The 13,362-nt window shown below is 67.3% G+C and carries 9 protein-coding genes; 7 read left to right on the forward strand and 2 right to left on the reverse strand.

From position 1 onward, the window contains the following. Positions 1-91: 91 nt before the first annotated feature. Positions 92-709 (reverse strand): HAD family phosphatase, encoded by a 618-nt coding sequence (locus tag B5F84_RS06865; RefSeq protein WP_087322147.1) that lies wholly within the window; start codon positions 707-709, stop codon positions 92-94. A gap of 173 nt (positions 710-882) precedes the next feature. Here B5F84_RS06865 and B5F84_RS06870 point away from each other — a divergent pair, with 173 nt between their 5' ends. The 7 genes from B5F84_RS06870 (at position 883) to B5F84_RS06900 (ending at position 11,749) form a co-directional block, all read left to right on the forward strand. After that, a complete protein-coding gene (locus B5F84_RS06870; protein WP_087322149.1) occupies positions 883-2,217 on the forward strand; it encodes a Sau3AI family type II restriction endonuclease in 1,335 nt (444 codons plus the stop codon). Positions 2,218-2,279: 62 nt separating this feature from the next. Further along, positions 2,280-3,554: a DNA (cytosine-5-)-methyltransferase gene (gene dcm / locus B5F84_RS06875; RefSeq protein ID WP_204205524.1), complete on the forward strand. Its 1,275-nt coding sequence runs from the start codon at positions 2,280-2,282 to the stop codon at positions 3,552-3,554. A gap of 63 nt (positions 3,555-3,617) precedes the next feature. Further along, a complete protein-coding gene (locus tag B5F84_RS06880) occupies positions 3,618-3,980 on the forward strand; it encodes an arsenate reductase family protein (RefSeq protein ID WP_087322152.1) in 363 nt (120 codons plus the stop codon). Beyond that, positions 3,974-4,636 (forward strand): copper homeostasis protein CutC, encoded by a 663-nt coding sequence (locus B5F84_RS06885; RefSeq protein WP_087322154.1) that lies wholly within the window; start codon positions 3,974-3,976, stop codon positions 4,634-4,636. The genes B5F84_RS06880 and B5F84_RS06885 overlap by 7 nt, the downstream gene beginning before the upstream one ends. After that, entirely contained in the window at positions 4,637-5,317 is a 681-nt protein-coding gene (locus B5F84_RS06890) for a pentapeptide repeat-containing protein (protein WP_239378303.1), read from the forward strand. Then, the gene (locus B5F84_RS06895; RefSeq protein ID WP_204205525.1) at positions 5,308-5,721 is read left to right on the forward strand and encodes a PaaI family thioesterase; all 414 of its coding nucleotides are present in this window, start codon (positions 5,308-5,310) and stop codon (positions 5,719-5,721) included. Before B5F84_RS06890 ends, B5F84_RS06895 begins: the two co-directional genes overlap by 10 nt. A 235-nt stretch (positions 5,722-5,956) precedes the next feature. After that, positions 5,957-11,749, forward strand: coding sequence for an endo-alpha-N-acetylgalactosaminidase family protein (locus B5F84_RS06900; RefSeq protein ID WP_158094507.1), 5,793 nt, complete (start codon positions 5,957-5,959; stop codon positions 11,747-11,749). Between the two features lie 286 nt (positions 11,750-12,035). Here B5F84_RS06900 and B5F84_RS06905 read toward each other — a convergent pair whose 3' ends face one another. Next, a complete protein-coding gene (locus B5F84_RS06905) occupies positions 12,036-13,229 on the reverse strand; it encodes a diphosphate--fructose-6-phosphate 1-phosphotransferase (protein ID WP_087322157.1) in 1,194 nt (397 codons plus the stop codon). Between the last annotated feature and the right edge of the window lie 133 nt (positions 13,230-13,362).

A 13,362-nucleotide genomic window follows, 5' to 3' on the forward strand; every position in this document is an offset into this window, starting at 1 on the left:
AAGGCGGGCCTTTCGCCGAGCGGCAGGGCCCTGCCCAAGGTGGCGCGTCCCCGGGGGCGGCTTGGCCCCGGGCGCCGTGGCGGCCGGCCGGTCAGCCCAGGGCCTCGACCTCCCTTGCGAGTGCGGCGACGTCACCGGTGAAGTGGAACGCGTGCAGCCCGGCGACCCGGGCCCCCTCGCAGTTGTCCGCGTTGTCGTCCACGAAGAGGCACTCGGCGGGCGTGAGGCCAAAGCGCTCGCAGAGCAGCCGGAAGATTGCGGGGTCGGGCTTCATGAGGCGCTCCTGGGCGGAGACCAGGTAGCCGTCCACAAACGGCAGGACCGGCGCGTGGCCCAGTTGCTCCATGACGCGCGTGTTGGCGTTGGTGAGCACGTAGATGCCGTAGCCCTCGCGCTTGAGGCGAATGCCGAGCTCGTTGACCTCCTCGAGGGGCCGGGAGCACTCGGGCCAGCGCGCGATGCACGCGGCGAGGTTGGGGTGCAGGCGCTCGGGCAGGTGGGCGCGGGCGTAGCGCGCCATGGTCTCGTGACCGATGGTGCCCGAGTCGAGCAGGCTCCACATGGTCGAGCCGAAGAGCGCGCGCTGGAGCAGCGCGGCGTCCTCCGACGTGTCCGTGAACTGCGCGGCAAAGGCGGGCCCGTCAAACGTCATGAGCACGTTGCCCATGTCAAAGATGACGTTTCTGACGGTGTGTGCGCTGCGGTCCATGAGGGCTCCTCTCGACTGAGGTGAGTATAGCCCGAAGGGGCTGCCCGCCCCCGCCCGCTCCCGCGACCGTTCGGGCCGGGGCCCTGCCCGCCCCCGTGGGCGCGCCCCCGAAACTTCCGGACGCCCATCGGGTAAAGTCAGGGCATCGGCGTGGCGGAAGGGAGGTGGCGCGCATGGACGAAAGATGGCTCGACTTTGACGCGAACGACCCCGACTCGATTCTCGAGTACGCGGGTCGGCTTACCGGGAAGACCCTCCGAGAGGCGACGGGCATGGACTCCATCGATGACCCGCACCGACGGCGCGGCGCGTTCGGCAACGCGCTCGAGGAGGCCTACTTCGGCCTCGCCGCAAACAGCCGGCCTACCGCGGACTTTGACGGCGCTGGCCTCGAGCTCAAGTCGACCCCGCTCAGGCGCACCCGCAAGGGCGAGCTGGTTGCCAAGGAGCGCCTGGTCATCTCGCAGATCAACTACATGAGCGTTGTGAACGAGAACTTCGAGCACAGCCATCTCATGGAGAAGGCCGCAAGCATCCTGCTCGTGTCGTACCTCTACGAGCCCGACGCGAGCCCGCTCGACTACGTCGTCCAGTCCGTGGTCCGCTGGGGCTTTCCCGAGGAAGACCTCCCGCAGATCAAGCGTGACTGGGAGACGGTCGTGGGCAAGGTTCGCGCGGGCCATGCCGAGGACATCTCGGGAAGCGACACGCTCTACCTCGAGGCGTGCACCAAGGCTAGGGACTCCTCCGTGAGAACCGCCCAGCCCTTCTCCGACGTCCCGGCCAAGCCGCGGGCGTGGGCGCTCAAGGCCTCGTACATGACCGCCGTCCAGCGTCGCATCCTCGACGAGCTCGAGCGCATCCCCCGCGCGCAGGGCGAGAAGGACCTCGACCTCCTCGAGCTCCTGCGAAAGAGGTTTGCCCCCTACCTTGGCATGACCGAGGACGAGCTCGCCGCGCGCTTTGACGTCTCCCGGTCCAAGAGCCGCTGCGCCCGCATCACGAGGAAGATCCTTGGCGTGGCCGAGGACGCCCAGATTGAGGAGTTCGTCAAGGCGGGGATCGTTCCCAAGACCCTGCGTCTCAAAAGGGGCGGGCGACCCAAGGAGGCGCTGTCCTTCCCGGCCTTCGACTACTATGGCCTTGCCGAGAGGGACTTCGAAGAGTCCGACCTTCTTGGGTACCTCACGCAGAAGTATCTCTTCGTGCTCTACCGCGAGGATGACGAGGGCGCCTACCGCCTTGCCGACCTCTGTCTCTGGCAGATGCCCGAGCGCGATCTTTCCGAGGCCCGCCGCTGCTACGACCAGATGCGGGAAAACGTGAGGTCGGGCCATGCGGAGCGCTCGGTGAGGTCGAGCGAGAACCGCTGCTGCCACGTGAGGCCGCACGGCCGCGACGCGCGCGACACCCGACCCCAGCCCTTCGGGCTGCCCGTCGTCAAGAAGTGCTTCTGGCTGAACCAGGGCTACCTCAAGGACGAGATCGCCCGCGCGCTCGGGCGTTGATCTTGTCCGGTCGATCGGCTATGATGATCTGGCATTGCGACACAGACAGCGAATGGAGAAACGTGTCGTCAAAGAAGACCATCAGAGTGGCCGAGCTCTTTGCGGGCGTCGGCGGATTTAGGCTGGGCCTCGAGGGGTACCACGACCCTGCCCAGCCCCAGATGGAGCTCCCCGCGGCGGGCCCCTATCAGACGGTGTGGGCCAACCAGTGGGAGCCTCCCGGAACCGAGTCAAAGCAGTTTGCCGCGCGGTGCTACCGCGCCCACTTTGGCGAGGACTCCGTGGTGAACGAGGACATTCACGTGGTTCTCGAGAAGTACCGGCGGGGAGAGACCGACATCCCTGACGTCGACATGGTCGTCGGCGGCTTTCCCTGCCAGGACTACTCGGTCGCAAAGCCGCTCTCGCAGGCGGGGGGCATCGAGGGGAAGAAGGGCGTCCTCTGGTGGGACATCTACAGCTTCCTACAGCTGAAGCGCCCGCGTTACGTGCTTCTTGAGAACGTCGACCGGCTGCTCAAGAGCCCGGCGGCACAGCGCGGGCGCGACTTCGCCATCATCTTGTCCTGCTTTGACGACCTGGGCTACTCCGTCGAGTGGCGCGTGGTGAACAGCGCCGAGTACGGCTTTCCCCAGCGGCGCAAGCGCACGTACATCCTTGCCCGCTTCACGGGGGAGGAGTGGGACCTCGCGGTGCAGCTCTCCCGCGGGCTCATGGCGCAGGCCTTCCCGATCGAGGAGCCCGACGCCTCCGAGGTCCGTCAGCTCGAGATTCCAGACGACCCTTACATCGCGACGCGCGATTTCAACAAGGGAGGCAAGGTGTCCCCGTTCATGGACGCCGGCGTCATGCAGGACGGGCGCGTTGCCACCTGCAAGGTGACGGAGCGCTACGACGGCCCGCGACGCACGCTCGGGGACGTGCTCGTTCCCGAGGGGCAGGTGCCGGAGGAGTTCTACATCGAGCCCGAGCGGCTGCCCCAATGGGAGTACCTCAAGGGCGCCAAGCGCGAGGAGCGCGTGAACAAGAAGACGGGCTTTGCCTACACCTACTCCGAGGGCTCCATGGCCTTCCCCGACGCCCTTGACCGTCCTTCTCGCACGATCCTCACCGGGGAGGGCGGGCGTGGCGCGTCGCGCTTCAAGCACGTGATCAAGACGGGGGACGGTCGCTACCGCCGTCTCGTCCCCGACGAGCTCGACCAGCTCCAGGGGTTCCCGCGCGGCTGGACCGACACGGGCATGACGGACGGCCACCGGGCGTTCTGCATGGGCAACGCGCTGGTCGTCGGCGTGCCCCATGCGATCGGCAGGGTGCTCGCCGCACACGTCGAGTAGGGAGCCCAGCCGCGTCCGGTCCCCGTGCTACACTGACCCCACGACGCAATGAAAGGAAACACCATGGCTGACGTGCTCTTTGTCGAGTATCCCAAGTGCAGCACCTGCCGGCGCGCGAAGGCGTGGCTGGACGCGCACGGCGTCTCCTACACGGACCGACACATCGTCGAGGACAACCCCACGGCAGACGAGCTCGCCTCCTGGCAGGCGCGCTCCGGGCTCCCCGTGCGCCGCTTCTTCAACACGAGCGGGCGCCTCTACCGCGAGCGCGGCATCAAGGCCCTCCTTGATGCCGGCATGCCGGACGAGGAGGCCTTTGCCCTGCTCGCCGAGGACGGCATGCTCGTCAAGCGTCCGCTCGTGGTGGGGGAGGACTTCGTGCTCGTGGGCTTTCGCGAGGCCGACTGGGAGGCCGCGCTATGCTGACCCGTGAGTTCTGCGCCGAGAACATGGAGCTCGTGCCGGCGGCCGTCGCGGCGGGCGCGGCTCGCATCGAGCTCTGCGACAACCTGGCCGTTGGCGGCACCACCCCCAGCTACGGCGTCATTCGCGCCGCCGTTGCCCACGCCCGGAAGACCGCCACGGACGTGATGTGCATGGTCCGCCCGCGCGGCGGAAGCTTTGAGCACACGCCCGCCGAGGCGGCCATGATGCGGGACGACCTGGCCCTTGCCAAGCGGCTTGGCGTCACCGGCGTGGTGTTTGGCTGCCTGCGCGACGGCCGCCTCGACCGCGAGCTCACCGCGGAGCTCGTGCGCCTGGCCCACGAGGACGCCCCGGAGGCCCCGGGCCGCGTTGCCGTGACCTTCCACATGGCCTTTGACGCCCTCGCCCCAAAGGACCAGCTCGAGGCCATCGACTGGCTCGCCGACCAGGGCGTCGAGCGCATTCTCACGCATGGCGGCCCTGCGGGCACGCCCATCGCGGACAACCTCGGGCGCCTGCGCGCCTTTGTGAGCCGCGCGGCCGGGCGCCTCATCATTCTCCCCGGCGGCGGCATCACCTGGGAGAACGCCGAGGCCGTCGCCGCCGCGCTCGGGGTCTCTGAGGTGCACGGCACCAAGATCGTGCAGGTGGCGTAGGTGCCGCTGCCGCGACGGACAAAGGGGTTCGCCCAGGTCACGCCAAACCTGGGGGCGCATGTCCCCCGCGAGGTCCTTCTCGCCCTGCTCGAGGAGGGGGAGGCGCGCGTCACAGGGACGTCGTTTTCCGGGCTCGAGCTCAGCGACGTCTCAACCGGTGGCGCCGCCTTCGAGAACGTGGCCTTTCACGGGTGCGCCTTCGAGCGGGTGGACTTCTCCCGCGGGACCCTCACCGACGTGCTCTTCTCGGGCTGTCGCTTCGTGGGCTGCTCCTTTGCGCGCTCGTGGCTCAATCGCGTGGACTTTCGCTCGTGCTCCGCGCCGGGCCTGAGCTTCTCCAAGAGCCGCCTGACGGGCGTCCTTGTGGAGGATGGCCAGTTTGGCTACGCCGACCTCGCCGAGGCCACGGCAAACCGCCTGCGCGTCGTGTCGACGGGCCTTGCGGAGGCCAACGTCTTCTCCGCCCGGCTCTCCCACGTCGAGCTCGACCGCTGCGACCTCTCGCGGGCCACGGTCGCGCGCACGAGCCTCTCGGGCATCGATCTTTCAACCTGCGACATCTCGGGCATCCGGGTGTCGAGTGACGTGCGCGAGCTGCGTGGCGCCCTCGTGAGCGCGAGTCAGGCGGCCGGGCTCGCAAGGCTCTTGGGAATCGTGGTGAAGGAGGACGAATGGCTCTGATCGCAGAGGACGCTTCGCTCGAGGAGGTCAGGGAGGTCTTCTCCCATGACCGGTTTGCAACGAGGTCGGGCTGCCGCGTGATGGAGGCCGCGCGCGGGCACGCGGTCTGCGAGCTCGACATCACGGACGACCACCGCAACGAGAAGGGCGGCGTCATGGGCGGCGCCATCTTCACGCTGGCCGACCTCGCCTTTGCCGTGGCCTCCAACGTGGGCGAGTCCGTGACCGTCTCGGTCTCGAGCTCCATCGAGTTCATGAGCGGGGCCCGCGGGAGCCGTCTCATCGCCACCGCGGACGCCGAGAAGAACGGCCGCACGCTCGGCTTCTACACCTGCCTGGTGACCGACGAGCTCGGGACGCCCGTCGCCCGGGTCACGCAGACCTGCATGCACCTGAACCGCTAGGCGCCACCCCCTCCCGCCATTCTTTCAGGCAGTGGTCACTGGTGCTTACTACCAGCGGTTTATTCACCGTCGCTGGCGGAGGCAAAGCGACCGTCGGGCCTTTTCAGAAACTCTCAAGCACCCCCTTCACGATATAGTCAATAGGTTAGTCGTCATCGTAGGGGAGGTCTGCCCCTTCGGCGGCATGCCGTACGCGGACCAGATGACGAGAGACACGTGTGAAGAAGGGAGTTCTATGAAGAAGAGACCGGGAGGGGGCTGGCTGAGGTCGCTTGCGATCGTGGCCGTCACCCTCGTCGCCGCTCTGGGCATTGCCCTGGGCTCGGCGTCGCCGGCGCTCGCTGCCGGTGACACCATGGCGCACCTTGTGTCTGGTGCCAACAACGGCAACGGGCACTTTGGTGGCGCCAAGCCCGAGGCCTTTGTCCTCAGCGGCGACACGGTGGGGGATGAGACCGTGGGAGCGGACTTCATCCTCGACTCCGAGGCGACCACGAGCCGCCTCCGCTTTGTCATCAAGTACGTCGATGACAACAACTGGGCTTACATCGGCTACGACGTGAGCAACAACTGGTTCCTCGAGTACAAGGTGGGCGGCTCCGGCGGCTATCCGTCGCTTTCCGGCCTTCCGAGCATCCCCAAGGGCGAGAAGGCCACCATCACGGTGTCCCACGACGGTGACAACATCACCGTCAACGTGAACGGCACCACGGCGACCGTCAGCAACGCCGCCGTCGCGGGCCTCATGGCCCAGGACGGCAAGGTCGGCTTTGGCGGCGCGACCTACTCGACCCAGTACACCGACGTCTACTTCACCAACGTGAAGATGGGCGACACCACGGTGACCGACTTCTCCGACTGGGCCCTCTACAAAGACATCGAGGGTCAGGTCTGGGAGCCTGCCGCCGAGTACGTGAAGGAGGTCCCGGAGGGTCGCAAGTGGATCCAGATCACGGGCGGCTCCAACAACGCCGGCGGTCACGCCTATGGCAACGCCGGCACCAAGGCCCCGCTGGTCCTCGTTGACAACAGCCGCAAGGCCAACAACGGCGAGACCCTCTCCATGACGATCGTCCCGGAGACGTCGTCGGTCAACTTTGGCATCTTCTACACCTACGTTGACGACAACAACTGGATGTACATCGGCTTTGACGGGTCGAGCGGCTGGTACTGCCAGTTCAACAAGGACGGCTCCGGCTCCTATCCCGCCTTTGGCGGCGACCTGCCCACGCCCGAGCAGGGCGTGCCGATGGAGATCTCCATCAGCGTCAACAACGAGAAGGTCTCGCTCACCGTCAACGGCAAGACCCAGAGCATGAGCAACCAGAACGCGGGCAACTGCACCGCGGCGCTCAGCGGCAAGGGCGTCTACGGCGTCAAGGTGAACCTCCAGACCTCGCTGCGCTTTGCCGACGCGGCCGTCAACGACGAGCCCATCATGGAAGAGGACTGGGGCCTGCTCGTCACCCGCGGTGGCGAGACGGTCACCTCCTGGTACGTGAACCTCGCGAGCGTCTCCGGCACGGTTACGGACGAGAGCGGCGACCCCCTCGAGGGCGCCACGGTCCGCATTGGTGCGCTCAACACCAAGACGGCCGCCGACGGCACCTGGTCCATCGCCGACGTCGAGGTCGGCGAGCACGAGATCGTGGCGAGCGCCCCGGGCTACCAGGCCAAGACCATCTCCTACGACGTCAAGAGCGAGTCCGAGGGCACCAACGAGAACGTCGACCTCCAGCTTGACCCCAAGCCCGAGCTCGACCTCTCCAAGTACCAGACCATCTCCTCCGACGAGATGACGGTCTACGTCTCCGACAAGTTCCCGCAGGTCGCGCGCTACGCCATGGCCGGCGAGGACGCCACCGAGAAGTACGTCCGCGGCCAGGAGTCCGACGTCACGACGCTCATCATCAACGGCGTTGAGGTTGCCCCCGAGGTCACCTCCGAGATCTCCGGCGACACCGCGACCTATACCATGGTCGTCAAGGATGACGAGAACCACCTTGACTTCACCATGACCGTCGAGGTCAAGGTCGAGGGCACCCAGCTCTCCTGGAAGGTCACGAAGATCCAGAAGAACGAGGGCTGCGCCCCCATCAAGACCATCGAGATCACCAACAACAACCTGGTGACCGTCGATCAGGCCGACGCGAACGCGAACTTCGCCGGTGCGGTCATGTCCACCAACACGACGGCCACGGGCGACCGCTTCTTCACCTTCGATGACGGCTTCGAGGCCAACAAGACCGACAGCTTCATGTACGGCTTCCTGAGCACGGACACCTACTCTGCCGGCATCTTCTCCAACTCCGAGGCCGAGGGCGACAAGCGCGTCACCCTCAACAACGGCTCCGACACCATGGGCATCACGAGCTCGGTGTGGTACTACGAGCAGGGCGACAAGGCCGCTCAGACCTACCTCGCGAGCCACAGCGACGTCTCGTACCCCACGAGCGAGCTGCCCTGGGTGAAGGTCGCCATCGCCGGTGACGTCAACGAGGACGGCGCCATCGACTGGAACGACGGTGCCGTGGTCACCCGCGACATCCTCAACGTCCCGTATGGCTCCGAGGACATGAAGGACCTCGTGGCCTACCGCATCGTCATGAACTTCGGCTCTGAGGTGACCAACCCCTACGCCCTCACCGCCGACAACCTCAAGAAGGTCTCCCTCATCACCGACGGTCTGCCGCAGGCGCTCCTGCTCAAGGGCTACGGCAACGAGGGTCACGACTCCGCCAACTCCGAGTACGCCGACATCGCCGTCAAGGAGGGTGGCGCCGAGGGCTTCCGCGAGCTCATCAAGATCGCCCACGAGTACAACACCGAGGTGGGCATCCACGTGAACGCGCAGGAGTCCTACCCCGAGTCCAAGTCCTTCAACGACCGCATGGTCCAGGGCATGGGCAACGGCTGGGGCTGGCTTGACCAGTCTCAGGTCATCGACAAGCTCTGGGACCTCGGCTCCGGCGCCCGCTGGGCCCGCTTCGTCCAGCTCTACGACCGCATCAACGGCACGAGCTTCGTGAACCGCAACTGGGACGAGGGCGAGTACGTCGGCAACCCGGCCGAGACCGGTGCCGTCGCCGCCTCCGAGGCCGAGGTTGCCGCCGACGCTGCCACGCGCGACGACAACATGGACTTCATCTACCTGGACGTCTGGTACCAGGACGCCTGGGAGACCCGCAACATCGCCCGTCAGATCAACTCCCTGGGCTGGCGCTTCTCGACCGAGTTCCCCAACGAGGGCGAGTACGACTCCACCTGGAGCCACTGGGCCACCGAGATCGCCTACGGCGGCAGCGCCACCAAGGGCATCAACAGCGACATAGTCCGCTTCCTGCGCAACAGCCAGCGCGACATCTCGCCCAACAACGGTCCGAGCACGGGCGGCGTGATGGACAACCCGCTCCTTGGCGGCTCCACCACCGAGGGCTTCGAGGGCTGGGGCAACGAGCAGGACTTCAACCTCTACATCGAGACCCTGTTCCTCGAGAACTTCCCGACGCGCTTCCTCATGCACTACGACGTGTATGACTGGGAGACTTACGCCGAGGGCGAGTCCCCCGTGGGCAACCACGAGAAGCAGATCACCCTCAAGAACGAGGCCGGCGACACCGTCGTGGTGACGCGCCACGAGGCGCAGCGCTCCGACAGCGTCATCGAGCGCGAGATCACGCTCAACGGCAAGAAGGTCCTCGACGACGACTCCTACCTGCTCCCCTGGACCACCGACGAGGGCGAGGAGAAGCTCTACCTCTACAGCCTCGACGGCGGCGAGGTCACGCTCGACGTGGCTCCCGGCTGGTCCGGCAGGAACGTCACGCTCTACAAGCTCACCGACCAGGGTCGCGTCGACGGCCAGGACATGACGCTCGGCGACTCCCTCACCTACAACTGCGAGGCGGGCGTCCCGTACGTCATCGTGGCCAACGGCTCCACCGCCCCCACGGCCGACACCGTGGACTTTGGTGAGGGCACCGGCGTCGTCGACCCGGGCTTCAACACCTACACCAACGGCGAGAAGCTCCACGCTGACGTCTGGGGCGGCGACATCGACAGCGATGCCGTCCAGGTCGAGGTTGCCGGCACCGGCGACCAGCGCCTGGCCATCAACTCCCCGTCCGAGTTCGTCTCCGTGAACACTCAGCTCACGGGCCTGACCCCGGGCGAGACCTACGTGGCCGAGCTCTTCATCGACAACCGCAGCGACGCCCCCGCGACGGTCTCCGTGGCCTCCGGCGAGAGCGTGAGCACCCGCACCGTGGGCAAGTCCGTGGTCAAGAACTACACGGCGAGCGACCAGCGTCACACGAGCGCCCTTCAGACCTCGTACCTGACGCGCGTCTATGTCAAGTTCACGGCCGAGTCCGAGACCGCGACCCTCGTGATCTCCCGCGCCGCGGGCGAGGGCAGCACCTACGTTGACAACATCCGCTACGTTGCCAACGCGGACTTCCCGGTGCAGGCTGCCGACGGCTCCTTCTTCCAGGACTTCGAGCATGCCGTCTCCGGTCTCTACCCGTTCGTGATCGGCCCGACCGCCAACGGTGGCGACGCCGTGACGCACCTGTCGCAGGACCACGGCAAGTACACCAGCGTCGGCTGGAACGGCAAGGTCATCGACGACGTCCTCGACGGCGAGTGGTCGCTCAAGCACCACGACAGCCGCCAGGGCCTGCTCTACCAGACCACGCCGCAGACGCTCTACTTCGAGCCGGGCGTGACCTACACGGTCGAGTTTGACTACCAGGTCGGCCCGCTCGGTCAGTACGCGATGATGGTCGGCGACGGCGAGAACACCTACGTCTCCGACTTCACCCCGCTGGCCGGCACCTACGACGAGGGCACCGGTACGCAGACCACCAAGCACGCGACCATGGAGGTCACGGGCTCCGAGTCTGGTCTCACCTGGATCGGCGTCCGCTCCCAGGGCACGCAGAACAACACGGCGATCGGCTCCGGTGACTTTGTCATCGACAACCTTCGCGTGACGCCCAAGGACGGCTCCGGCATCGACGCCGAGGCGCCCGCCGCTCCCGCGCAGGCCGCGTCCTCCGAGGTGACCAAGACCACGGCCACCGTCACCTGGACCGCCTCCACGAGCGACGACGTGGCGTACTACCGCGTCTTCGCCAACGGCGAGCTCGTCGCCGAGCTCGGTCCCGACGCCACGAGCTGCGTGCTCGACGGCCTCAACCCGGGCACGGACTACGAGGTCAAGGTCATCGCCTACGACGCGCACCACAATGCGTCCACGGCCGCGACCTGCTCCTTCACGACCGCGGGTGACACCGAGGCCCCGACCGTTCCGGGCGACGTCACCACCTCCGAGGTCACGAGCGACTCCGTGACCGTCACCTGGACCCCGTCCTCCGACGACTCCGCCGTGACGGCGTACAAGGTCCTCGTGAACGGCGAGCTGGTGGCCACGCTCGGCGCTGACGCCACGAGCTACAAGATCTCGGGCCTCGAGGCCGGCACGGCCTACGACATCCAGGTCCTGGCGGTTGACGCCGCCGGCAACGAGTCCGAGGCGGCGACCGTCTCCGTGACGACCGAGCCCGAGGAGGCACCCGAGCCCGGCGAGAACTACGCCGAGAAGATCGAGAGCCTCATCGACCGCAACTCCGGCCTTGTTGAGGGCGACTTCACGGCCGAGTCCTGGGCCGCGTACCAGAAGGCCCTCGCCGACGCCAAGGCCGCGCTTGCCGACGGCGCCTCCGACGAGGAGCTCAAGGCCGCCTACGAGGCGCTCAACGGCGCCATCGCCGGCCTCGAGAAGGCCGACGACGGCCAGCAGCCCGGCGGTACCGACCCCAACCCGGACGACCAGCAGCCCGGCGACAAGCCCGGCACTGGCGAGCCTGGTACCAACAGGCCGAGCGGTGGCCAGTCCACCGGCGGCTCCGGCGTCCCCGAGACGGGTGACGCCTCCGTGACCGGCATCGTGCCCATCGCCCTCATCGGCGTGGCGCTTGCCGGCGCCGGCATCGCCGCCATGCGCAAGGGTCTCAAGATCCACTAGCGCACGGCACGAGAGCCACCTCCAAGGGGCGGTCCCACCAGGGGCCGCCCCTTTTCTTACGAGCCCTGGCCCGTGCGCCGCACGGTGCGGGACACAAAAAACCACCCGCCCTGCGGGTGGTTGTGGTGACGGGTGATCCTGTCTAGCGGGAGGTCCTGTCGCCTGCGCTGGGAAGGCCGGCGACGGGGCGGAACAGCATACAAATTTGGGGTCGAAACTGAAAAAACCAGCCTTTTGCGGGCAACTTTGTATGCTATCGCCCGCGTCCGGCCCCCGGCCCGCGCCCCTACCCGAGCGACGCCAGCTGCGCGGGCAGCTCTCCCACGAGCGGGCGCATGTAGGCCCTCAGCTCGTCGCCGACGCCCATGCCGTCCGCGGCGATCCACTCGCTCGGGACGTTGCGGACCTGGTTGGCCACGGCGAGCACGTCGACGAGCTTGGTGCGGACCTCGTACGGACTGTCAGAGACGCGCTCGAGTGCGCACATCTTGGCCGTCTCGCCGGCAAACGCGGCCTCGACCGCGGCAAAGCCCAGGTCGTAGGCCTCGTTGAGGTCGGTGCGGCTGGCCACGTAGCTCGCGCAGCGCTGGAGCGTCGACAGCTCGACGGCACGCGTCTTGCAGCCCAGGCGTCGCTTGGCGAGCGCCGCGAGGTAGCGGCTCGCTCCGGAGAGCATCGCGAGGTGCCCGAACTCGTCCGTGTCCACGCCACCGGCCGCGGCGCGCTCGCAGACGAGCTGGCCGTCCGCGGTGCGCACGCCCTCGCTCACGCCCACCATCACGGTGTTCTTCTTGCGCAGGAGCTCGGAGAGGCGCTCGATGAGGGCCTCCTCGTCAAGCGGGACCTCGGGCAGCAGGACCACGTCCGGCTCGACGAACGCGAGCGCGCACGAGGCGGTGAGCCATCCCGCGTCGCGCCCCATGATCTCGACGAAGGTGACACTCTTGAGGTTGTAGACGTCCGCGTCGTAGGCGAGCTCGTTCATGGCGGTGGCCACGAAGCGCGCCGCGGATCCGTAGCCGGGGGTGTGGTCGGTGCCCACGAGGTCGTTGTCGATGGTCTTGGGGACGCCGAGGAAGCGGATGTCGCTGCCCGTCTCGCGTCCGTAGGCCGCCAGCTTGGCGATCGTGTCCATGGAGTCGTTTCCGCCGATGTAGAGGACGGCCGAGGTGCCGATCTCCTGGAAGCGCTCAAAGAGCCTGTGGTAGACGCCCTCGTCCTGCTCCGGGGTGGGGAGCTTGAAGCGGCAGCTGCCCAGCCAGCTTGCCGGCGTGTTGCAGAGCAGGTCAAGGTCGACCCGGCTCAGGAAGGCCTCGTCAAGACGGACCGAGCGCCCGTCGAGAAACCCCTGGATGCCGTAGCGCATGCCCTCGACGCGCGAGCCCTCGAGCGTGCCTGCGGCGATGACTCCCGCCAGGCTCGCGTTGATCGCGGCGGTGGGTCCGCCGGACTGTCCAACCAGCACGCACTTCTCGCTCATGGGACTCCCCCTTCACTGACGACGTTACGAAAAAGCATACCGCAGATGGTGGGAGGGGAGCGCCCCGTGGTGTCGCCCGGACGGCATGGGAAGCGCCCCGAGCGGGGGCTCGGGGCGCGGGGAGGACAGGGAG

The organism is Olsenella sp. An290 (assembly GCF_002159535.1).
GTDB lineage: Bacteria > Actinomycetota > Coriobacteriia > Coriobacteriales > Atopobiaceae > Thermophilibacter.